This window comes from Pseudochrobactrum albidum, from assembly GCF_051851455.1.
Taxonomy (GTDB): domain Bacteria; phylum Pseudomonadota; class Alphaproteobacteria; order Rhizobiales; family Rhizobiaceae; genus Pseudochrobactrum.
Window position 1 is genome coordinate 61,272 of the sequence record NZ_JBPVTR010000024.1, and the last position, 23,274, is coordinate 84,545.

At 50.9% G+C, this 23,274-nt stretch carries 22 protein-coding genes; 10 read left to right on the forward strand and 12 right to left on the reverse strand.

The window, feature by feature from the left end; genetic code table 11:
* Positions 1–64: 64 nt before the first annotated feature.
* Positions 65–493: a Ros/MucR family transcriptional regulator gene (locus ACSTTO_RS11420; RefSeq protein WP_439273336.1), complete on the reverse strand. Its 429-nt coding sequence runs from the start codon at positions 491–493 to the stop codon at positions 65–67.
* A gap of 683 nt (positions 494–1,176) precedes the next feature.
* Here ACSTTO_RS11420 and msrB point away from each other — a divergent pair.
* The 3 genes from msrB to ACSTTO_RS11435 all read left to right on the forward strand — a co-directional run bounded on the left by msrB (position 1,177) and on the right by ACSTTO_RS11435 (position 4,209).
* A complete protein-coding gene (msrB, locus tag ACSTTO_RS11425; protein WP_439273337.1) occupies positions 1,177–1,596 on the forward strand; it encodes a peptide-methionine (R)-S-oxide reductase MsrB in 420 nt (139 codons plus the stop codon).
* Between the two features lie 73 nt (positions 1,597–1,669).
* Positions 1,670–3,766, forward strand: coding sequence for a S9 family peptidase (locus ACSTTO_RS11430; protein ID WP_439273338.1), 2,097 nt, complete (start codon positions 1,670–1,672; stop codon positions 3,764–3,766).
* A 161-nt stretch (positions 3,767–3,927) separates the two neighbouring features.
* A complete protein-coding gene (locus tag ACSTTO_RS11435) occupies positions 3,928–4,209 on the forward strand; it encodes a metallophosphoesterase (protein ID WP_439273806.1) in 282 nt (93 codons plus the stop codon).
* Positions 4,210–4,219: 10 nt separating this feature from the next.
* On the opposite strand, the gene ACSTTO_RS11440 is transcribed toward ACSTTO_RS11435, so the two are convergent.
* The 3 genes from ACSTTO_RS11440 to ACSTTO_RS11450 form a co-directional block, all read right to left on the reverse strand.
* Positions 4,220–5,158 (reverse strand): c-type cytochrome, encoded by a 939-nt coding sequence (locus ACSTTO_RS11440; protein ID WP_439273339.1) that lies wholly within the window; start codon positions 5,156–5,158, stop codon positions 4,220–4,222.
* 90 nt (positions 5,159–5,248) lie between these two features.
* On the reverse strand, positions 5,249–5,683 hold the full coding sequence (locus ACSTTO_RS11445; RefSeq protein WP_439273340.1) for a c-type cytochrome: 435 nt from the start codon (positions 5,681–5,683) through the stop codon (positions 5,249–5,251).
* 178 nt (positions 5,684–5,861) lie between these two features.
* Positions 5,862–6,458, reverse strand: coding sequence for a superoxide dismutase (locus tag ACSTTO_RS11450; RefSeq protein ID WP_439273341.1), 597 nt, complete (start codon positions 6,456–6,458; stop codon positions 5,862–5,864).
* A 619-nt stretch (positions 6,459–7,077) separates the two neighbouring features.
* Here ACSTTO_RS11450 and ACSTTO_RS11455 point away from each other — a divergent pair.
* Positions 7,078–7,791, forward strand: coding sequence for a L,D-transpeptidase (locus ACSTTO_RS11455; RefSeq protein WP_439273342.1), 714 nt, complete (start codon positions 7,078–7,080; stop codon positions 7,789–7,791).
* Between the two features lie 113 nt (positions 7,792–7,904).
* Here ACSTTO_RS11455 and ACSTTO_RS11460 read toward each other — a convergent pair whose 3' ends face one another.
* Positions 7,905–9,416 (reverse strand): helicase HerA-like C-terminal domain-containing protein, encoded by a 1,512-nt coding sequence (locus ACSTTO_RS11460; RefSeq protein ID WP_439273343.1) that lies wholly within the window; start codon positions 9,414–9,416, stop codon positions 7,905–7,907.
* Between the two features lie 199 nt (positions 9,417–9,615).
* Between ACSTTO_RS11460 and ACSTTO_RS11465 the strand changes: the two genes are divergently transcribed.
* Positions 9,616–9,978, forward strand: coding sequence for a DUF2267 domain-containing protein (locus ACSTTO_RS11465; protein ID WP_439273344.1), 363 nt, complete (start codon positions 9,616–9,618; stop codon positions 9,976–9,978).
* Between the two features lie 66 nt (positions 9,979–10,044).
* On the opposite strand, the gene ACSTTO_RS11470 is transcribed toward ACSTTO_RS11465, so the two are convergent.
* Complete coding sequence (locus ACSTTO_RS11470; RefSeq protein ID WP_439273345.1) at positions 10,045–11,337, reverse strand: CynX/NimT family MFS transporter; 1,293 nt, start codon at positions 11,335–11,337, stop codon at positions 10,045–10,047.
* Positions 11,338–11,561: 224 nt separating this feature from the next.
* Between ACSTTO_RS11470 and corA the strand changes: the two genes are divergently transcribed.
* Positions 11,562–12,605, forward strand: a complete 1,044-nt coding sequence (corA, locus tag ACSTTO_RS11475) for a magnesium/cobalt transporter CorA (protein WP_439273346.1) — start codon at positions 11,562–11,564, stop codon at positions 12,603–12,605.
* A gap of 29 nt (positions 12,606–12,634) precedes the next feature.
* Here corA and greA read toward each other — a convergent pair whose 3' ends face one another.
* Complete coding sequence (greA, locus tag ACSTTO_RS11480; RefSeq protein WP_439273347.1) at positions 12,635–13,105, reverse strand: transcription elongation factor GreA; 471 nt, start codon at positions 13,103–13,105, stop codon at positions 12,635–12,637.
* Between the two features lie 115 nt (positions 13,106–13,220).
* A complete protein-coding gene (locus ACSTTO_RS11485) occupies positions 13,221–14,249 on the reverse strand; it encodes an asparaginase (protein WP_439273348.1) in 1,029 nt (342 codons plus the stop codon).
* A 203-nt stretch (positions 14,250–14,452) separates the two neighbouring features.
* On the opposite strand from ACSTTO_RS11485, the gene betI reads away from it, so the two are divergent.
* Genes betI through betB form a run of 3 tightly spaced genes read left to right on the forward strand, consistent with a single transcriptional unit; the run spans position 14,453 to position 18,222 of the window.
* Entirely contained in the window at positions 14,453–15,061 is a 609-nt protein-coding gene (betI, locus tag ACSTTO_RS11490) for a transcriptional regulator BetI (protein ID WP_439273349.1), read from the forward strand.
* Between the two features lie 10 nt (positions 15,062–15,071).
* Positions 15,072–16,721 (forward strand): choline dehydrogenase, encoded by a 1,650-nt coding sequence (betA, locus tag ACSTTO_RS11495; RefSeq protein ID WP_439273350.1) that lies wholly within the window; start codon positions 15,072–15,074, stop codon positions 16,719–16,721.
* Between the two features lie 37 nt (positions 16,722–16,758).
* Entirely contained in the window at positions 16,759–18,222 is a 1,464-nt protein-coding gene (gene betB / locus ACSTTO_RS11500; RefSeq protein ID WP_439273351.1) for a betaine-aldehyde dehydrogenase, read from the forward strand.
* A 268-nt stretch (positions 18,223–18,490) separates the two neighbouring features.
* Here the strand turns inward: betB and cueR are convergent, their stop codons facing one another.
* Genes cueR through ACSTTO_RS11520 form a run of 4 tightly spaced genes read right to left on the reverse strand, consistent with a single transcriptional unit; the run spans position 18,491 to position 22,905 of the window.
* Positions 18,491–18,970 (reverse strand): Cu(I)-responsive transcriptional regulator, encoded by a 480-nt coding sequence (gene cueR / locus ACSTTO_RS11505; RefSeq protein WP_439273352.1) that lies wholly within the window; start codon positions 18,968–18,970, stop codon positions 18,491–18,493.
* Between the two features lie 18 nt (positions 18,971–18,988).
* The gene (locus ACSTTO_RS11510; RefSeq protein ID WP_439273353.1) at positions 18,989–20,002 is read right to left on the reverse strand and encodes a 2Fe-2S iron-sulfur cluster-binding protein; all 1,014 of its coding nucleotides are present in this window, start codon (positions 20,000–20,002) and stop codon (positions 18,989–18,991) included.
* 11 nt (positions 20,003–20,013) lie between these two features.
* Positions 20,014–20,277, reverse strand: coding sequence for a glutaredoxin family protein (locus tag ACSTTO_RS11515; protein WP_439273354.1), 264 nt, complete (start codon positions 20,275–20,277; stop codon positions 20,014–20,016).
* Positions 20,278–20,334: 57 nt separating this feature from the next.
* Positions 20,335–22,905 carry a heavy metal translocating P-type ATPase gene (locus ACSTTO_RS11520; protein ID WP_439273355.1) on the reverse strand — a complete coding sequence of 857 codons (2,571 nt, stop codon included), beginning with the start codon at positions 22,903–22,905 and terminating at the stop codon, positions 20,335–20,337.
* Positions 22,906–23,074: 169 nt separating this feature from the next.
* Here ACSTTO_RS11520 and ACSTTO_RS11525 point away from each other — a divergent pair, with 169 nt between their 5' ends.
* Entirely contained in the window at positions 23,075–23,266 is a 192-nt protein-coding gene (locus tag ACSTTO_RS11525; protein WP_439273356.1) for a heavy-metal-associated domain-containing protein, read from the forward strand.
* Positions 23,267–23,274: the final 8 nt, after the last annotated feature.

Consider the following 23,274-nt stretch of genomic DNA (forward strand, 5'->3'; position numbering starts at 1 on the left):
AAATCGGCAACGGCACAGAATATGCCGTTGCCTAATACGGTATAGACATAGCAAACCTGAATGATCAGGCAGCTTTGCGTTTGCGGCCCAGCCCCATTTTCTTGGCAAGCTCCGAGCGAGCTGCGGCATAATTGGGCGCAACCATAGGATAATTAGGATCAAGATCCCATTTTTCACGATACTGCTCAGGTGTAAGATTATAATGCGTCATAAGATGACGTTTGAGCGATTTGAATTTTTTACCGTCTTCAAGGCAAATAATATAATCGTCATGAACAGATTTTTTAGGATTAACAGCCGGTTTTGGCTTTTCAATTACTGCAACAACTTCTTCACGCACGCCGGAGCGGGCAAATGCAGCATGAACATCAGCGATCAAGGCAGGAACTTCACCTGCGCGAATAGAATTATTACTTACATAAGCAGCAACAACATCAGCCGTAAGACCAAGCAGTAGTTCATGAGCTGAAACTACAGTCTCTGGATGTTCCATTATACTTCCTTTATCTATAAAAATTGTTCAAACGGAATTCTTCTAAAGACTTTCAAGAAGCGTTTCCGCCCAACAATCAACCAGTCTAAACTAAAAGCGCCACCCGCAATCATCTTCTCATATCTATAAAAAACATTAAAATGTCAAATTTATTTTATACTTTTCACTGAGAAACACTGATATTTGATCAAAAAATCAAAACTGAACATTCACCGAACAAATATAAACTGCCTCACACCAAATAAAAGTCTTGCCAACCAGCCTTCTTATCAGAGCCTAGACAAAACATATTAAATATCCGGCGCATGAACTTATACTTATCATCATAAAAACATTCACTTTAAAATGCCGGATTTTCAGAATATTTATCCGGCGATTTTAAAATCAGGATATTTCTGCAATGCCAAGCAATATGACCAATGTAACGGGCATTCACCTTTCATCAAAAAAGTTGATATTGTTATATTAAGTCATTTTTCTGGCAATTCTCTCACTTTTTAAATGCAACAATCTGTTTCAATATTTTTAAAATCAATAAAACTGTATTTTTAAATATTTAGCTGCCTGGTACCAATACGCTTCATTAAATCTGTTCACTCCAAGCAAGCCGGTTTACTACTTTAAAAGCCGGTTTAACATCCCCATTTATTACAAGAGTTAGCCCCTGATACCGGAGAGGAATCATGTCCGATAACCATTCACGGCGCCCGCAGCTGAAAGTGCAAAAAACCGACGCTGAATGGCGTGAGCAACTCACCCCGGAGCAATATAAGATTACCCGCCAGCATGGCACCGAGCGGGCTTTTTCCAGCCCTGATTTTGATAATAAGCGCCACGGCACCTATCATTGTATTTGTTGCGACCGGTTATTATACCGCTCTGAAGATAAATTTGATTCCGGCACCGGATGGCCGAGTTTTACCCGTCCGGCAGAACCGGAAGCCGTGCAGGCTTTTGAGGATTTTTCCTACGGGATGAACCGCACCGAAATCCGCTGCGCGGATTGTGATGCGCATTTAGGTCACGTTTTTCCCGACGGCCCTGCCCCCACAGGCTTGCGATATTGCATGAACGGCATAGCCCTGTATTTTACCGAAACCTAACATTTTTGATATTCTTGCCGGCACGGAACCTTTCACCGGATCTGTAACCTGCGCAACACCAACCGGAAACATTATGACCAGACATACCTTTATTAATATTCCTGCCCCTGTAACGGAAAAGGCAGCATATAACGATACACGCCACGGCATAACCCGGCAGGATGATTACCACTGGTTACGGGCTGCCAACTGGCAGGATGTGCTGCGCGATCCTTCCCTGCTGGATAAAAAAATCCGTAATCATCTTGATGCGGAAAATACCTATCAGGCTGCATTGATGGCAGATACAAAAAATATACAGCAAGAGCTTTTTGCAGAGATGCGCGGGCGTATCAAGGAGGATGATTCCAGCGTGCCTGTTAAAGATGGCGCCTATGCTTATGGTATTTCTTATATTACCGGCGGGCAACATCCGCATTATTTCAGAACCGCACGCGACGGCGGCAATAAAACAGTGCTGCTCAATGGCGACAAACAGGCGGAAGAACTGGCCTATTTCAGCCTTGGCGGGCTGGATTACTCCCCTGATCACAGCCTGCTTGCCTGGTCTGCCGATACTAAGGGTTCTGAATTTTACGACATAAAAATCCGTGATCTTGGCACATTGGAAGATCGAAGCGACCTTTTGACCGCAACAGCGGGCAGCGCCGTTTGGGATGCTCAAAGCCGGGGGATTTTCTATGTGGAAATGGATGATAATCATCGCCCCGCCAGATTATTCTATCACCGTATTGGCACAAAACAGGCACAGGATCATCTTATCTATGAAGAGAAAGATGCCGGTTTCTTTATGAATATTAGCGGCAGTTCCCTGAATGATTTTATTTTTATCACTATTCAGGATCATGAAACATCCGAGGTCTGGCTGATACCGACCAATGATCCGCAGGCAAAGCCGCAACTGGTTGCAGCGCGTGAGAACGGTATTGAATATAACCTCACAGAAGGAGGCGATGTTTTCTATATTCTGACCAATATTGACGGCGCCAAAGATTTCAAAATCATGTCTGCGCCGGTCAGCGCGCCGCAAAAGCAGAACTGGACCGAAGTTGTGCCTGAAAAGGCCGGAACAATCATTCTGGATGTGGCGGCATATAAGAACCATCTGGTCTGGCTGGAGCGCAATAACGGTCTGCCGCGCATTATTATCCGTGAGCGGGCAAGTGGCGCAGAACATGCTATAGCCTTTGATGAGGAAGCCTATTCGCTGGGGCTTCAGGGCAGTGCTGAATATGACACGGACGTGATCCGCTTCTCCTATTCATCCATGACCACGCCATCCCAGCTTTTTGATTACAATATGGTTACCCGTGAGCGGGTTCTTTTGAAAACACAGGAAGTTCCAAGCGGCCATGTGATTGAGAATTATATTACGCGCCGCATTCTTGCACCGGCCAATGATGGCGAATTGGTGCCGGTTTCCATTCTTGCCCATAAGGACACGCCGCTTGATGGTTCTGCCCCGTGCCTGCTTTATGGCTATGGCGCTTATGGCAGCACGATTCCTGCCGGTTTTTCCACCACACGCCTGTCATTGGCAGATCGCGGCTTTATCTATGCCATTGCCCATATACGCGGCGGCAAGGATAAAGGCTTTGCCTGGTATGAAAACGGCAAACGTGAACACAAGGTCAATACATTCACCGATTTTATCGCCGCAGCCAATTATCTTGTGGCAGAAGGTTTTACCAGCCATGATCGTATTATCGCACACGGGGGCTCGGCAGGCGGCATGCTGATGGGCGCTGTTGCCAATATGGCACCGCAGGCTTTTAGCGGCATTATCGCCGATGTGCCTTTTGTGGATGTGCTGAATACCATGCTGGATGACAGCCTGCCGCTGACCCCGCCGGAATGGCCGGAATGGGGCAATCCTATTATATCGGAGAGCGATTACCGAACCATTGCGGCCTATTCCCCGTATGATAATGTTGAAGCAAAAAACTATCCGCCAATATTGGCCACAGCCGGCCTGACGGATCCGCGGGTGACCTATTGGGAGGCCGCCAAATGGGTTGCAAAACTGCGCGAGAAAACAACCGGCGGCAATCCTGTCCTGTTAAAAATCAACATGGAAGCAGGCCATGGCGGCGTTTCCGGCCGTTTCTCGCAGCTGGAAGAGGTTGCCTATAATTATGCTTTTGCGCTGAAAGTTGCAGGCAGGCTTTAAGCCACAGGCAGCACTGCCAAGGCAGATGGGAACACTGCGCCTCTTCTGCCTTGTTGCTGCACAAAAACACAACCGGAAAGGAACAGACCATGCCGCTAATGTCTTTAAATTTCCTGCATAAAAATCATTTCCGGTTGTGCGCCGCCGCTTTATGCACTGCCATGCTGTTTTCACTGCATGCAGAGGCGGCACAAGCTGCCGTGCGTAAAGATGTCAGCGAATATGCCGGCTGGCGTTGCAACACGCCGCCACGCGGCAGCGGCGTGATTGTCGGCATGTTTCAGGGTTATGGGGAGAGTGCTTTCAACTATGATGACAGCCCTGAGGTTATCAGCCGCTACCGTTGCTTCCGTTCTATGGAAGAATGTCGCGGCTGGCTTTATACAATGCAAAGCCTGTATAGCGCAGGGCTGCCGCGCATAGTCAGATGTATCAGGCGTTAAGCTTCTCAGACTATTGCGATGTATAACCGTTTTTATGTGCAGGAATTGCCTTGAGATAAACGGCAATAGCCTCGCGGTCGGCCGGCTGTAATTTTGACGTATTGGCAATCACATCTGTCATCGCGCCGCCCATCGAGTCAAAATCCGGTGTAAAACCCGTTTCCAGGCCATAGGCAATATCGCTCACACTCCAGCTAGAAATACCACCCTCTCCATCGGTAATATTGGGCACAATACCACGCCGCCCCTGGCTGTCTGTTTCTGCCGAAACAGCACCGGCAAGCCATTTTGTCATTTCAAGCCCGCCCAGAATATTGCGCGGCGTGTGACATTCGCCGCAATGCCCCAGCGCCTCCACAAGATATTGCCCGCGTTGCAGCTGTGTATCCGGATTGTTCAACTGCACTGCCGGAGCTTTATCCAGATAAAGCATTTTCCACAGGCCAAGCCCGCGCCGGATATTATAGGGAAAGCCCAGTTCATGCGGTTTGGATACCTCGTCTGAAGCCGGCAATGTTTTCATGAAAGCGTAAAGATCTGCCACATCCTGCAATTTCATACGCGTATAGGATGTATAGGGAAAAGACGGATAGAGATGTTCACCATTGCGCCCGATGCCCTGCAGCATGGCATCGGAAAATTCTGCCAATGTCCAATCTTTAATACCTGCAGCTGAAGGCGAGATATTCGGTGCGGTAAAGGTGCCGAAATCTGTTTTCAATTCATGGCCGCCGGATAAAACCAGCCTTGCCTCCCCCTCTGCCCCCGGAGCGGCATGGCAGGAAGCGCAACCACCGGCATAAAAAACCTGTTCACCGTTTTTGACATCCCCTGCCGCAAGCTTGTCAATTGCCGTGCGGTCAATATGCACCGGCTGCGTCAGAAACCAGAAAACACCGGATCCGGCCAGGCCGCAAAGCAAGGCAGCGGATATCAATTTACGTTTCATGCCTGATTTTATCCTCACTTATAAGTCAAAAAACTTTATATCTTCATATACAAAGCCTGCACATGACAACACATGTGCAGGCAAGGCTAATTATTTTTTGATACGATAATTCTGGTGGCAGGTGCCGCAGCTCATTCCCACCTCTTTCATGCTGACACGCAACGCATCCACATCCTGCGGCTTGCTCTGAACTGCGGCAGCGGTAACAGTGCGGAATTTTTCAATCTCGGCTTTAAATCCGGCTTCATCCTCCCAGATTTTTGGCGCAGCAGCTGTATCGCCTCCCTCCGAGCCTTTCGGGAACATTGCATCTGCATCAATCTTGGCGGCATCAGCTTTCAGCTGTTCCAATGCTGCCTGCACAGCCTCGCCCTCAAATGGCTTTTCGCCCTTCATTATCGCGCCAAGCACGCCCATTGAACGGCCGATATCCTTCATCAAGGCCTGACGATCTTCAACAGGTGAAGCCACAGCCGCGCCCGCCATCATGAACAAGGCAGAAAAAACCAGAACAGATTTTTGCATGAAACGTCCCTTTATTTGGTATAAAATATTATCATACTGCGTTTTTTTAATCCGCAATCATGACTTAAGAATGATTATAATGCCAATATCCAGAATATCTATGAAAAGAATATTCAAAAAGTATTTTTCAAAATAAAAAAGCCTCCCGAAGGAGGCTTTTATTAACGACAAGCCGCAATCAGGCCTTTTCGTAGAGTTCAAGCACATAATCCCAGTTGATCATATTATCAACAAATGCTTCCAGATATTTAGGACGCGCATTGCGGTAGTCAATATAATAGGAATGCTCCCAGACATCGACGCCGAGAATTGGAGTTGCGCCATGAACAAGCGGATTTTCGCCGTTTGGCGTCTTGGAGATTTCCAGCTTGCCGTTTTTAACCGACAGCCATGCCCAGCCTGAACCAAACTGACCGGCGCCGGCTGCAATAAAATCTTCACGGAATTTATCATAGCCGCCGAGATCAGAATTGATTGCGGCTTCCAGTTTGGCCGGCAGTTTGTTGCCGCCACCATTCTTCTTCATCCATTTCCAGAAATGAATGTGGTTATAGTGCTGGCCGGCATTGTTAAACAACGCCTGATTCTTACCGTAGCTTTCTTTAACGATTTCTTCGAGGCTCTTTCCCTCCAGACCGGAACCCTCAAGCAGCTTGTTACCATTGGTTACATAGGCCTGATGATGCTTGTCATGGTGAAACTCAAGAGTCTCACGCGACATATAAGGGGCAAGTGCATCATAATCATAAGGCAGAGCAGGCAATTCAAAAGCCATGGTGTTTCTCCTCTTGGTGTGGGCGGCCACAAGTTTCCGCCACCCAAATTCTTCATGCCCGTCTTACATAGGCCGACAAGCGCACACGGGCAATGCGCACAAGCGCCGTTCCGAATGAAATCACGGAAATTTTAAATTATTATCATAAAAAACTGCGAAACACAGCCAAACCCGCAATAAAACCAAATGGCTATTCAAAATACAAAAGCAAAATCCACACGGCCTTGCCGCTATTAGGGCGACAGGACATATAAGGCTTATCATTTTAGAAAGGTAATAATATAACGCTTTATGTTGCAATGCAGCAACAGGCATATACGCATAGTTGCATTCTTAAAAATTCATAAGTTCTTAGCCATATTATGGCAATTTTTACCGGCTTTATGCGGGGATGTTCTGCCGGAAACTTCACTCATATTCTAAAAATCCAATTCTTTCAGGCAGTTCCGTCTTTGCGGCTTATAGCCATTTATCCGTTTTGTCAGCTTGCGCCGTGCTGCTGAAAAAACGGTTCTGTCGGGTTGTGCCTGATATTCTTTCTGTAGCGGCTATGCCGTTGCAAAACTTTATCAGGCTTGCTCATCATTTTTTTAAACACTCTGAAAAGACTGGTTTAAATATGGAAAAAATCCTCTCTCGCCGCTCCTTCATGTCGGCGCTGTCTGTAACGGCCGCTGCCGGACTGGCGGGCTGCACCCAAATCAGCGGCAATATTCCGGTGATTGATCTGGGCGGCAATTCTGAGCCTGCAACTCCGCCTGCCTATGATAATGGCGGCGCGCTCGGGCCTTATGCCAGCATGTATGCAGCGGTAGAAGATGAAGGCTACTTAATTCCCGCTGTTCCGTTTCAGAAAATTGATCCCAAATATTACCGCCAGCTTGTTCAGGATCCGACAGGTGAAATGCCGGGCACCGTGGTGGTGGATACCGCAAACCGTTTCCTTTATCTGGTGATGCAGGACGGGCAGGCCATGCGCTATGGCGTGGGCATTGGCCGCGCAGGTTTTTCATGGTCGGGCCGCGCTATTATTCAATGGAAGCGCAAATGGCCGCGCTGGACACCGCCGGATGACATGATTGCCCGCCAGCCGGAACTGGAAAAATACAGCGTGCGTAATGGCGGTATGGCACCGGGTCTGAACAACCCGCTCGGCGCGCGCGCGCTGTATATTTTTAAAGACGGCGTGGATACGCTTTATCGCCTTCACGGTAATCCTGAATGGTGGTCTATCGGCAAGGCTGTCTCTTCCGGCTGTGTACGCCTGCTCAATCAGGATGTGATTGATCTTTATGACCGCGTGCCAAGCAAATCCCCGATTTTGGTCATATGATCTTTTGAAGATGAAGAGAATACATAAGCCGGACTGTAAACCAGTCCGGCTTTTTTTTAAAAAATCCACTTATAAGAATAAAACCGCCATGCCTTGAGAGCGAATAAGCGGTATCAGCGTTTGAAACTGCCCAGAATACCGCGCACAATAGCGCGTCCAAGAGAGGTGCTGACTGTACGCACCACGCTTTTCACCGCCGTTTCCGCCACGCTTTGGCGGCTGCCACGCTTACCGCCGCCAAGTGTGGCCGACAAATAATCTGCCCAGCCGCCCTGTTCCTGCTGTTGTCTTTGCTGTTCTGCAGAAGCCACCTTCTCTTCAGCGCGTTTTTGCAACACTTCAAAGGCCGATTCACGGTCAATCATATGATCATATTGACCTGCAACCGGGCTGCCTGCCACAAGCTTTGCGCGTTCTTCTGCCGTTAATGGCCCGATGCGCGATGATGGCGGACGCATCAATGTGCGCTGCACCATCGAAGGAATGCCTTTTTCCTGCAAGGTGGATACCAGCGCCTCCCCTGTGGAGAGCAGCGTGATGGCTTTAAATGTATCAAAAGCCGGATTAGGGCGGAATGTATCGGCCGCTGTCTTAACCGCCGTTGTCTCACGCGGTGTATAGGCACGCAGTGCATGCTGCACGCGGTTGCCTAGTTGCGCCAGCACCACTTCCGGCACATCCAGCGGATTTTGCGTAACAAAATAAACACCTACCCCCTTGGAGCGGATCAGGCGCACCACCTGCTGAATACGATCCAGCAGAGCTTTTGGCGCTTCATCAAACAGCAAATGCGCCTCATCAAAAAAGAACACCAGATGCGGCTTTTCCGGATCACCAATTTCCGGCAATTGCTCAAACAGTTCCGACATCAGCCATAGCAAAAATGTGGAATAAAGCCGCGGGTTCATCATCAGCTTGTCAGCCGCCAGCACACTTACCACACCGCGCCCATCGGTCGTTGTGCGCATCAAATCGGCAATATTCAATGCCGGTTCACCAAAGAAAAATGTGCCGCCCTGTTGTTCCAGAACCAGAAGTGATCGCTGGATTGCACCAACCGAAGCCTTGTTGATATTGCCATATTGTACAGATAATTCAGATGCACGCTCTGCCACATGTGTCAGCAGTGACTGCAGGTCTTTCATATCAAGCAGCAAGAGCCCTTCTTCATCTGCCACGCGGAACGCAATATTCAGCACACCTTCCTGCGCATCGGTCAGATTCATTAAACGGGAGAGCAAAAGCGGCCCCATCTCTGAAATAGTGGCGCGGATCGGGTGCCCCTGTTCGCCAAAAATATCCCAGAAAATAACCGGTGCAGCACGCATGTCATAAGGCTCAAGATGAATTTCTGCCGCGCGCCTGACCGAAAAATCACTTTTCTCGCCAATTGCGGCAATGCCGGATAAATCGCCTTTGATATCAGCGCAGAAAACCGGCACGCCGGCTGCAGAAAAAGCCTCGGCCATAACCTGCAGGCTCACCGTTTTACCGGTGCCTGTTGCTCCGGTGATCAGGCCATGCCGGTTGGCATATTTCAGCGCCAGTTGTTCAGCTTGCTGATAGCTGTCATCCGGTTTGCGGCTGGCACCCAGAAAAATGCTTCCCTCTGCAGGCATTATCATCTCCTCAACGGTTTATGCTCATACTTTTTTTACTGCCGAAACAGCACCCGCGCCATAGATTCTATACCTGCCCGGCTATAGCAGAACAATATTGCCCCGTAAAATCATCGTAAATTTATGCTAATCCTGTTCACAGCAGGCTTGATTTCATCATTGCAGAATGCTTATTACGTAAACGTCAATTTTTTGGGAGACCACCATGGAAGAGCTGATTACACGTATTGCCAATAATGTCGGCGTTGACAACGCAACAGCAGAAAAAGCTGTTGGCCTGATTCTCGCTTTTCTTGAAAAAGAAGGCCCGCAGGACAAAGTCGGCGCATTGATTGCCGGTATTCCCGGTGCGCAGGAGTTGATCGCCTCTGCAGATAAAGGCGGTTTTCTCTCCAATATGATGGGCGGCGTTATGGGGCTTGGCTCCAAACTGATGGGCGCAGGCCTCGGCATGGGACAGATTACCGGTGTTGCCAAAGAGACCATTGCCTTTGCCAAGGAAAAAGCCGGCGCACAAACCGTTGATGATGTGGTCAACGCTATTCCGGGTCTCAGCCAGTTCATCTGATCCGGATCAGGTTTTTTTAAACACCAGCCCCGCAATTTGTTTGCGGGGCTGTTTTGTTTGCAGGCTTTATTCACTCGTGCGCACATGCAACGCCCGCCCTGCGCCCCAGCCGCTCCATGAGGCAACAAGGCCAATCAGCACAAACAAAAAGGCAGTTGCATTATAAGAGCCTGTAAAATCATGTATAATGCCGATCAGCAACGGCACGGCAGAGGCGATCATATAACCCACAAACTGCACCATGCCTGAGAGATGGGATGCCACGCGCGGATCAGGCGAGCGCAGCACAATCTCTGTCATGGCTGCCGCAATCAGCCCGCCAAGGCCAATGCCCTGCAAAATTGCCCAATACCAGACAGACCATAACGGCATAAAGAGCATTGCCAAGGTGGCTATGGTGGCACTGATGATCAGCACCACATTCAACAGGCTCTGATTACGGGAGCGCACCGCAATTGTCGGCACAATAAGACAGGAAAAAAGCTGCACACCAATTGCAACAGAAACCACAGCGCCGGCTGTAATACCATCCATACCGCGCTCACGCAGAATGGGCGATAACCAGCCAAAAACCGTATAGGCCAGAGATGATTGCAAGCCCATAAACAAGGTTAATTGCCAGGCGATTTTATCACGCCATAAACCGCTGACCTTGCCCCTGGCGGCAATACGCTGATGTTTTTGCCGCCATGTCAGCGCACCCCAGAACAGAGCAACAACCAGTGCCGGAAGCGCCCACAGGCCAAGCGCCATCTGCCAGGAATTGCCAAGGGCTTTGTAGGCAGGCAGGGTAAAGGCTGCCGCAAGGGCTGCGCCGCCGCTGAGTGCCATTGTGTAAAAACCTGTCAACAAGGCCGCTTTATCCGGAAAATCGCGCTTAACAAGTGCAGGCAGCAATACATTACAAACAGCAATACATGCTCCGGCCAACATGGTACCGGCAAACATCATGCTGACAGTGCCGGTGCCGCGCAAGAATGTGCCGGCAGCAAGCAGCAAAACAGCCAGAAGCAATGTACGCTCCATGCCGATACTTTCGCTATATCGCGGGGCGAGCGGAGCAAAAAAGCCAAGACAGAAAACCGGCAATGTCGTCAACAACCCTGCTGTGAAAGCAGAAATACCCGTTGCGCCCAGAATTTCCGGTAATAAGGCCGCCAAACTGGAAAATAGCGGACGCAGATTAAAAGCGATCAAAACCAGACATACAGCCACAGGCACCGCATAGATCTGCCCTGCCCGATGCTGATGCTCCGGTACAGTTCGGGCTGCAGGAGACAAACCGGATGCAGAGCCAGAAGCCCTGTTTTTATCCTGCATATTTCTTTCTGCCAGAAGCGGCTCATTCATTGCGGGCATTTGCTATCAATTCCTGTGCTTGATCAATCCGCTATGGATTTGATTGATATATCTGACCGGATACTGCATCCGCAATGCCAGACAAGCAAATCTCTCTTTATTTATTCAATATTTACCTGACAACACAAACACTGCATTTTGACATGTGTTCTTTACATATCCGTTTCTATAATGCCTTTAACGCTTATATTTCGTCTGTATTTACCGGGACTTTTGAATAAAACATGCTGACCATCTATCTTCGCAAAGGCGATCTGCTCGTCACAACTGCTGCTGATCAGGAAAATATGGCGGTTTTGCCGTCATCTATGCCTGACTCTGATGCTGCCTGTGCTCATATTCTGCCATCCGATGCCTTGTGGATTGATTTGCTCAACCCCAGCAGACAAGAAGAAAAATATGTGGAAGAACAAACCGGTATCCCCATCCCAACCCGTGAAGATATGGGAGAGATTGAGGAATCCAACCGCTTTTACAGTGAAAATGGCGCGCAATTTCTAACCGCGCCCTTTCTTCATATCGGCCATGGCGAGCACCGTATTGTCAGCCCTGTTACATTTATTATGACCGACAAGCTGCTGATCAGTGTGCGCTATGCAGAGCCAAAGGCCTTTGCGCTTTATGCATCACGCACATCAAAAAGCGGCAATGGCCTTGTTAACAACCGCACCAACAGCCTTTGCATCATGCTTGGTATTGTTGAGGCCAATATTAACCGCCTTGCAGATTTTGTTGAGAATATCAGCGAAAAAATTGATAATGCTTCCCACCGTATTTACCATCGTCAGGCCAATATGCGGCCAATGTCTACCCAAAATTTTCGCGAAATTCTCAATGAGATAGGATCCCATGGGACATTTCTTTCCCGCATGCGGGAAAGTCTTTCCGGGCTGCGCCGGCTGCTGGTCTATCTCACGGCCAACACCTCCGCCAAAACGCAGGCCAAGGATACCCGCTCATGGCTTAAGTCACTGGAGCGCGATACCCAGTCGCTGGAGAATTATGTTGATTTTCTTTCCAATAAAATCAATTTCCTGCTTGATACAATTGTCGGCCTGATCTCGGTGGAGCAGAATGCGATTATTAAAATTTTCTCCGTGGCCGCAGTCGGCTTCATGCCGCCAACACTGATCGCCTCAATCTATGGTATGAATTTCAGCTTTATGCCGGAATTATCAGAAAAATGGGGCTATCCGGCCGCCCTGATCGTCATGATTATTTCTGCTTTGATACCGCTTTATTATTTCCGCAAAAAAGGCTGGCTTTAACATCAAGGCCAGCCCTTTCCTTTGCAAAATTATACAACAGGTTTGAAACTGATAATTTCAAACTCGCGGCCATTGACCATTACCAGCTCACCTTTGCCCTTACCAAACAGAGCCACGGCAAGGGGAGCAATATGCGAGATTGACCCTTGAGATGGATCAGCCTCATCCTCGCCCACAATATCCCAGCTTTGGCGGCGGCCATCCTCATTCTCAACCACCACCTGCATGCCAAAGCGCACGACATCACTGTCACTGTCCGCCTCAGTCAGTTCGGCAGTCTCACGGCGCGCCGTCCAATAGCGCAAATCCCGGGAAAATTGCGCAATGGCACTTTTATCACCCGCAGCTGTTGCCTGAGCCAGCGCCTGTTGAAGGCGTGCAACCTCAGCCTCAATCATTGCAAGGCCGTTACGGGTAACAAGATTGCGGTGCGGACTGACAGGACGCTCTGCCAATAAGGCAGGCACATCATCCAGTTCTTTTGTAAAAGCTCTACTCATGAATTGAAGTTAGGAAGTAACAACAACAAAAGCAAGCCACATAAAAAATATTTAAGCCGCATATTAGCTACAATATGCGGCTTAAATACAAGCTTCTAATAATATTTCAGTAAACTCATACTGATATTTTTTTCAGGTTTTCTGCCATCTCTGCAGAGGGTGCGATAAAACCAAAATCAATGCCGTTCCAGTTACTCATGGGACGGGTCGATTTTTCTTCCAGTTTTGCAGAAATTTCTGCATCTTTGGCAAATAGCTGCGCCAATAAACGGGTCACCATAATTTCCGCAGCTCGGGTTGCGCCATCATCACATTTCATGGCAAAGCCAAGCCCCAATTCAGGCACTGCGCCGCAGAACACGCCTTCTGCACCGGTTTTGACAAAAATCCGTCCCGGCGCCAATTGCATAAGTTCCGTACATGCACGGCGGCTGCCGGCCACATAAAACGGCGCAGCCATACAGGCATTGAGCAGGCGTTTGGCGGCCTTGGCCCGCTCCGGTGCCATCGCATTGCCGGTTGCCATGCGGGCAAAACCACGCGCCATAGCATCAAGGCCAATTGCATAAGTGGGAATAGAACAGCCATCCGTGCCATATTCATCAGGGCTGTGCTGCGCTCCGGTCACATCCTGCATGGTTTGCCGCACAATGGTCTGAATTTGCGAATCCGCCTTGACATAGCCTTTGGTTTTCAGCCCCATATGCGCACAAGTGCAGAGAAAACCGGCATGTTTGCCTGAACAATTATTATTCAGGGCTGTCGGCTCCTTGCCGCTGCGCGCAAGCTCAATCAGCACTTTCTGATCAGACGGCCAATGAGCGCCGCATTCCAGATCTTCACAGGACAGGCCTGCTTTTGCCAGCATTGAAGCCGCACGCGCCACATGTTCCGGCTCACCGGAATGGGAAGCACAGGCCATGGCCAGTTCTTCATTACCAAAGCCATAAGCATCAGCCGCCCCGCTTTCAACAAAAGGCAGCGCCTGAATAGCCTTGATTGCCGAGCGCGGATAGGTGCGGCGCTGCACATCGCCAATATTCAAAACGGCATTGCCATCACCGTCAAACACAGAAAGCGCACCACTATGGCGGCTCTCCACCACATTACCGCGCACAACTTCAACCAAAACCGGATTTGCCATATTAAAACTCCGCATCATTCTCTGCGGCTGCTCTAGCAAAACCGCCCCCTTTCGTCAAAATGCATAAATTGCGTATATCCCTTACATCGCAGCTTTAACTTAAATTATAAATATTTGATATTTAACAACAATAATATCTTGATTGACTGATCAATCAATAAAAACAATAATGACCGCATCCCGTTTAAATTTGTGAGTGCCTGATGCCTAAAACCGGAATGGAAGAATTGCGCCGCAAAGACCTGATCTGCGCAGCAATACAGACAATCGGCGAGCGCGGCTCGCTGGATGTGACTGTGGCGCAAATTGCCCGCAAGGCCGGCGTTTCAGCCGCGCTGGCGCATCATTATTTTGGCGGCAAAGACCAGCTGTTGCTGGCTACAATGCGCCATTTGCTAAGCGAGCTTGGCTCGGATCTGCGCCTTGCCCTGCAGGCGGCCGATAATCCTCGCGCGCGGCTTTCCGCAATTATTAATGTTAATTTTTCCGCCTCACAATTTGCCCATGAAACGATTGCCGCATGGCTCACTTTTTATGCCCATGCCCAGCAATCACCAGAAATGCGCCGCCTGCTGCGGGTCTATGCCCGCCGCTTACATTCCAATCTGTGTTTTGCACTGGAGCAACTGACAAGTAAGCGCGCCGCACAACATATTGCTAAGGGCATTGGCGCCCTGATCGACGGGCTTTATATCCGCCACGCCCTGGGTGCCGATGCGCCGGAAGCGCCAAAAGCTATTGAGCTGGTTGAGGATTATATCAGCGTGCAACTGGCGCATGCTCCGGAAATTTTGCCCCGCAACCGGAATTAAGGAGACCAGTATGGAAGCAGATTTTATCATTATCGGTTCGGGTTCTGCCGGCTCTGCCTTGGCCTATCGCCTGTCGGAGGACGGCAAATATTCTGTCATCGTTATTGAATATGGCGGCACTGATATCGGCCCTCTCATTCAAATGCCGGCTGCCCTTTCCTTTCCGATGAATATGGCCACCTATGACTGGGGTTTCAGCACCGAGCCGGAGCCGCATCTTAACGGCCGCCGTCTTGTCACGCCGCGCGGCAAGGTGCTTGGCGGTTCGTCCTCCATTAATGGTATGGTCTATGTGCGCGGCCACGCCAAAGATTTTGACCATTGGGAGGAAAGCGGCGCAAGGGGCTGGGCTTATGCAGACGTGCTGCCTTATTTCAAACGCATGGAGCATTCCCACGGCGGTGAAGAAGGCTGGCGCGGCACTGACGGCCCCTTGCATGTACAACGCGGCAAACGCAGCAATCCGCTGTTTCACGCTTTTCAGGAGGCCGGCAAACAAGCCGGCTTTGAAACCACTGAGGATTATAACGGTTCAAAGCAGGAAGGGTTCGGCCCGATGGAACAAACCATCCATCACGGCCGCCGCTGGTCTGCCGCCAATGCCTATCTGCGCCCTGCCCTCAAACGCCGCAATGTGACACTGGTCAATGCTTTCGCGCGTAAGGTTGTGATTGAAAATGGCCGCGCCACCGGTGTGGAGATAGATAAATCCGGTGCCATCAGCATTATCAAAGCCAAGCGCGAGGTGATTATTGCAGCTTCCAGCATCAATTCACCCAAATTGCTGATGCTTTCGGGCATTGGCCCTGCGCAGCATCTGCGTGAACATGGCATTGAAGTTGTTGCAGACCGTGCCGGTGTCGGGGCTAATTTGCAGGATCATATGGAGGTTTATGTGCAGCAGGAATGCCTGCAGCCAATCACGCTTTATTCCAGCCTCAACCTGTTTTCCAAAGCGCGCATCGGTGCCGAATGGCTGTTGTTCAAATCCGGCCTTGGTGCCACCAATCATTTTGAAGGCGCTGCCTTTGTGCGCTCAAAAGCCGGTGTGGACTATCCGGATATCCAGTTTCACTTCCTGCCTGTTGCCATCCGCTATGACGGTAAGGCAGCGGCAGGCGGCCACGGTTTTCAGGCGCATGTGGGGCCGATGCGCTCCAAATCGCGCGGCTCGGTAACCTTGCGTTCCGGTAATCCGAAAGACAAACCGAAAATCCTGTTCAACTATATGTCGCATCCTGATGACTGGCGCGATTTCCGCCATTGCATCCGGCTCACCCGCGAAATCTTCGGACAAAAAGCTTTTGACCCTTATCGCGGGCGGGAAATTCAGCCCGGTGATGATCAGGTGACCGATGAACAGCTGGATAATTTTATCCGCGATCATGCTGAAAGTGCTTTTCACCCTTGCGGCACTTGCAAAATGGGCTCAGTCAACGATCCTATGGCTGTGGTTGATCCGGAATGCCGTGTGATCGGTGTGGAAAATCTGCGCGTGGCTGACAGTTCAATTTTCCCGCGTATCACATATGGCAATCTCAACGCCCCTTCAATCATGACCGGTGAAAAGGCTGCCGATCATATTCTGGGCAAAACACCGCTGCCGCGCTCCAATCAGGAGCCGTGGATTAATCCGCGCTGGCAGATTTCTGACCGTTAAGTCATAATTGCACTCAAATTTTTTGAAGGAATGTCTCATGCGTGCACAGCCGCAAGCCTCACATTTTATCAATGGTCAGTTTGTCGAAGATATAGCAGGCCGTGCCTTTGATGTGATCTATCCTGCCACGGGTGAAGTGATTGCCCGCCTGCATGGTGCAACACAGGCTATAATCGAACAGGCGGTGGAGGCCGCTGCAAAAGCACAGGCACAATGGGCAAAGCTCAAGCCCGTTGAGCGTGGCCGTATTCTGCGCCGCGCAGCAGAACTGATGCGCGAGCGCAATCAGCAATTATCAGAACTGGAAACGCTGGATACCGGCAAGGCTATTCAGGAGACATTAGTGGCAGATGCAGCATCGGGTGCCGATGCCATAGAATATTTTGGCAGTGTGATTTCCGGTTTTAACGGTGAATTTGTCGAACTTGGCGGGCCTTTTGCCTATACACGCCGTGAAGCTCTGGGCGTGTGCGTTGGTATCGGCGCATGGAATTACCCGATCCAGATCGCTTCATGGAAATCCGCACCCGCCTTGGCCATGGGCAATGCCGTGGTTTTCAAACCATCGGAGAATACCCCGCTTTCCGCCCTTGCACTGGCGCAAATATATAAGGATGCCGGTCTTCCGGACGGGCTTTTCAATGTGGTTCAGGGTTTTGGGGATGCCGGCAGTGCGCTTGTCAGCCACCCCAAGGTTACCAAGGTCTCACTCACCGGCTCGGTACCAACGGGCAAGAAAATCATGGCGCAGGCCGGCAGCGGTATGAAGCAGGTTACCATGGAACTGGGCGGAAAATCTCCGCTGATCGTATTTGAGGATGCCGATCTGGAAAATGCCATTGGCGGCGCCATGCTTGGTAATTTCTACTCCACCGGTCAGGTTTGCTCCAACGGTACCCGCGTTTTTGTGCATGAGGAAGTTGCCGCGCGTTTTGTGAACCGCCTGATTGAACGCACCCGTGCCATTCAGATCGGTGATCCGCTTGATCCGAACACCCAGATGGGGCCGATGATGAGCCTTATCCAGCGCGACAAGGTTTTATCCTATATTGAAAAAGGAAAAGCCGAAGGCGCAAATCTGGTTTATGGCGGCGGCGTGCCTGCCCTGCAGGGGCTGGAAAACGGCTTTTATATTGAACCGACAATTTTCACCGATGTCAGTGATGATATGACCATTGCGCGGGAGGAGATTTTTGGCCCCGTGATGAGTATCTTGACCTTCAGGGATGAAGATGAAGTCATTGCCCGCGCCAATGATACGGAATTCGGCCTTGCGGCCGGTGTGTTTACGGCCGACAGCGCCCGCGGTCACCGTGTGATTGCGGCACTTAAAGCCGGCACATGCTGGATCAATGCCTATAATCTCACACCGGTGGAAGTACCGTTTGGCGGTTATAAAAATTCCGGTATCGGCCGCGAAAACGGCCTTGCCGCACTCTCGCATTATAGCCAGATCAAAACAGTTTATGTGGAAACAGGCAAAGTAGACAGCCCTTATTAAAATATTGCCGTTTTAATGAAAGCGTATCCGGCATTTAGAATGACTTCATTGTCTTATGCCTGACAGCTATGGCGCTGTGTTTAATACTGCTCCGTGATGCGGATTTCCTGCCCAATCAGCATCACGGACACAAAATCACAAAAACAAAGCAGCAGAATTCCATCAGGCTGATCATTCTATCAAGAAGGTCAGGCGCAAAGGCGAGAGCTTCCGGCAAGCATAGCTATCCCCCTTTCATGCGGCAAAGGCGATAAATGATCTTTTGCATTTATGCACGGCCGAAACGTCTGGTCAGGCCAAATCTGCCGCCTGCAGCCCTTGACCGAAGACGGGCACTTTCAGGAATAATCTGCACATCATCATCTGCAGATAATTCATTGATAATCGGGCAGTCGGGCCGGTCATTGCCCCTGCAATTTTCAGCCAGATGCCTGAGTGTCATGCTCATTTCCCGTAATTCGCGGGCTTTTTGCTCAAGCTCTTCAACATGTGCAAGTGCAACACGCTTGACCTCGGCGCTTGCCCGGCTCCGGTCTCGCCATAAAGTGAGCAGTTCGGTCATTTTCTCTACCGAGAAACCGAGGTCACGCGCACGCCTGATAAAACGCAAAGTATGCACATCCTTGTCGGAATAATCGCGATAGCCGCTATACGTCCGTGATGCCTGCGCGATCAGCCCGATCGATTCATAATAGCGGATCATCTTGGCCGATACGCCCGATGCCGCTGCTGCCTTACCAATATTCATCCCCTGTCCTTTCCGGTCTCATATGGTTGCTTCTTCCGGTGTAAAAAACACATCCGCGTGAATATCCTCATTGCGCAGCCCCAATTCACGCAGCAAAATGCCGGCAGTATCAATCATGGCAGGCGGCCCTGCCATATAGGCCTTCCAGCCATCAAGATCCTGAATATCACTCACAATCGCATCCGTAACCAGACCGGTGCGGAAGTGATCGGAATGGCTTACTTGCGAGAGGACGGGAATAAACCGGAGATTATCATAATTGCTTGCCAGAAGACTGAAATGTTCAACCAGATAGAGATCGCGTTCCGTGCGCGCACCAAAATAAAGATGAACAGGTTGCCGCAGACCTCCGGCCAGCGCCGCTTCAACAATTGACTTAATCGGCGCAAGCCCGGATCCGCCGGCGACAGCAAGGATCGGGCCGGTGTGATTCTCACGCAGAAATGAGCTGCCAAGCGGCGCGCGAACCAAAACCTCGTCACCAATTTTGAGTGAATTTGCAACATGCCCGCTTGTTGCGCCGCCAGGCACATGCCTGATATGGAATTCAAGACAGGTGCGGCCGGGCTGATTTGCCATCGAATAATCGCGCGCCGGCACGCCATTAAATGTCAGGTGCGCATATTGACCGGCTCTGAACGGGACAGTCCCGCCTGCTTCAACCTCCAGCCTGATGCGGCTAATGTCATGCGTTGCCTCATCTATTGCAATAACATGTGTGCGATAGGTGCGAACGGGAAAATCCGCCTCCTCAGCCTCATCAAGCCATGCCACCTTGCAATCCGTTAACGGCTGCGCCCGGCATGCCAGAATAAGCCCCTGGCTTCTTTCCTCCTCCGTCAGGGAAAACCGCGTATGCGGCAAAAGGTCAACCTCGCCACTGATTAGCCGTGACTTGCAGGAGCCGCAGCGGCCTGACCGGCATCCGTGAGGATAGGCTATTCCTTGCTTTAGCGCCGTTTCAAGAATAGTGCCGCCAGCCGGCACGGCAATGCTGCGCCCCGCTTGCCGGATTCCAACTTGTTTTGTCATGGCGATTTCCCTCAAACAGCGCCTGATGACAGGGCTTCTTCCAGACGCGGCTTCTGGTTGGCAAAGGTTCCGTAAAAGACCTGTTCGCCCACAATTGTGATCGGCGCGACACGCACACCGGTGCGCGCCTTTGCCTCCTCCGCTATCCGGGTATCTGATAAATCCCGCTCCTCATATGAAACACCCTGATCTGTAAGCCACCGCTTGACAGCATGGCAGTCGGGACAGGTTGGCGTTGTATAAAGCATCACCGGCGGAATAATCTTGTCAGTCATTCGTTTATTCCTTTTCTTGACGATAGAATGAGCCTGCCAAAGCAGGCTCGGTTTTTATCATTGCGCCGGTGCATGTCCCGGCTGATGGTGTGATGCAACGCCGCCCTCTCCTTGGGCAGAGACGCGGAAAGTCTTGAGCCTTAGCGCATTGCCGAGCACGAAAACACTCGACAAAGCCATGGCGCCGGCAGCAAAGACCGGTGACAGAAGAATGCCATAGGCCGGATAGAGCAGCCCTGCTGCAACAGGCACAAGAGCCGAATTATAGGCAAAAGCCCAGAACAGGTTCTGCCGGATATTGCCGATTGTTGCCTTTGATAAGGCGATTGCATTCGGCACGCCTTGCAGACTGCCGGACATCAGCACCACATCTGCCGCTTCAATGGCAATATCGGTTCCGGTGCCGATGGCAAGCCCCACATCTGCCTCGGCCAGTGCCGGAGCATCGTTGATGCCATCGCCAACAAAGGCAACCTTGCCAAGTTCGGCCTTAAGGCGGCGGATCGCCTCGACCTTGCCATCAGGCAGCACTTCCGCAACAACCTCGTCAATTCCAAGACGCGCTGCTATAGCCTTTGCCGTGCGCTTGTTATCGCCGGTGATCATCGCAACCGTGAGGCCAAGATCATGCAGTGCCCTGATCGCCGCAGGCGTTGTTTCCTTAACAGGATCAGCCACGGCGATAATCGCCGCAAGCCTGCCGTCGATTGCTGCATAAAGCGGTGATTTACCCTCATTGCCGAGACGTTCGGCAATCTTGGCAAAGCCTGCCACATCATGGCCGAGTTCAGCCATATAACGGTCTGCACCGATCTCAACACGCTTGCCACCGGCCTGCGCCCTGACACCGAAACCTGTCACCGATTCAAAATCCGACACAGGCGGCAGAACAATATTTTCCTTAATTGCCGCATCCACAACGGCGCGGGCAATCGGGTGTTCCGATTTGGCCTCAACTGCGGCAAGAAGGCTGAGAATATTTTCCCGCTCAAATCCGTCAGCCAGTTCCAGATCGGTGAGCGCCGGCTTTCCTTCGGTCAAAGTCCCCGTTTTATCGACAGCCACCACCTTTGCGTCTTTCAGCAATTGCAATGCCTCACCCTTGCGGAAAAGAACCCCCAGCTCGGCACCGCGACCGGTGCCCACCATGATAGAGGTTGGCGTTGCCAGCCCCATGGCGCACGGGCAGGCGATAATCAGCACAGCAACGGCATTGACCAGTGCAAAGGTAAGTGCCGGCGACGGCCCGAAATAAAGCCAGGCTGCAAAGGTCAGAGCCGCTACAGTGAAAACTGCCGGCACAAACCACATGGTCACCTTATCGACCAATGCCTGAATAGGCAGTTTGGATCCCTGTGCCTCCTCCACCATGCGGATGATCTGCGAAAGCACCGTATTGCCGCCAACAGCAGTTGCGCGGATGCTAAAAGCGCCTTTCTGGTTAACTGTGCCGCCAACCACCGCACTGCCGTGTTTTTTGGCAACCGGTACGGGTTCACCGGTGATCATCGATTCATCAACATAGCTCTCCCCTTCAATCACCTCGCCATCCACCGGAATGCGATCACCGGGGCGGATCTCAACAATATCGCCCGAAACAACCGAGCCGATCGGTAAATCAACCGTCTTGCCGTCCCTGCGCACACGTGCCGTCTTGGCCTGAAGGCCGACAAGACGCTTGATTGCCTCAGATGTGCGGCCTTTGGCGCGTGCTTCAAGCAACCGCCCGAGCAGAATAAGCGTTACGATGACAGCGGCAGCCTCGAAATAAACATTAACGGTTCCGGCAGGCAGAAGATCGGGCACAAATGTGGCCACAAGTGAATAGCCATAGGCAGCCAGCGTACCAACCGCGACCAGAGAATTCATATCAGGCGCGAGCCGAAAGAGCGCCGGAAGCCCTTTATTATAAAAGCGGATACCGGGAACAAACAGGACAATTGTTGTTAAGACAAACTGGATATACCAATTCGTCTGCATGCCGATTGTTGAGGCAATCAGGTGATGCATGCCCGGAATAATATGTGCGCCCATTTCCAGAATGAAGACCGGCAGTGTCAACACCGCCGCAATGATGAAATCCCGTGTCAATTCACGGCGTTCCGCTTCCTTTTTCTCAGCGCGCTCATCCTCCGCAAGCAGATCGCCGCCGGTAGCGGCCGGAATTATCCTGGCTTCATATCCCGCATTTTCGATTGCCGCTATCACGGCTGCCGTATCGACCCTGCCCTCAATTATGGCCTTTTCAGTCGCAAGATTAACAATCGCATTGGTGGCGCCGGGCACCGCTTTGAGTGCTTTTTCAACACGTCCCACACAGGAGGCGCAGGTCATCCCTTCAATCATCACTTCAAGTGAAGAGGCCGCGGGGGCGAGAAAACCTGTCGGAACCTCATAGCCTGCATCTTCCACCGCCTTGACGAGCGTGGCAGGATCGACCGGCGCATTTGTTGTGATATTGGCCTTTTCTGTCGCCAGATTAACCACAGCATCGGCCACGCCCGGCACAGCTTTAAGCGCTCTTTCAACACGCCCCACACAGGAGGCACAGGTCATCCCCTCAATGGGCAATGATAATGTTGCAGCCGGATTGGTTGACAGATTTTTTACTTGAGCAGGCGCATTCATTGCCGCCTCCTTTTCTTGTCTCGAAATGTCTCAAAATTTCAATTCGCTCAAAGGATGCAGCTTCCAACAATGGGAAGGTCAAGCAAAAAAATTAAAAAAACACTCTTGACCTTCCCATTGTTGGAAGCTGCATATTCAGCAATATGAGAGCAAAACAAGGAGACTTCTCATGAATCTCAAAATCGAGAATATGACCTGCGGCGGCTGCGCCAAATCTGTTACCAAGGCGATCCTTTCGGTTGATCCTGCCGCCAAGGTGGAGACAAATCCGGAAACGCGCATGGTTCGTGTAGAAACAACCGCCAGTCTGACAGCCCTTCAGGAGGTTCTTGATGAAGCGGGCTATCCCGCAACAGCATAAGTCTCCGG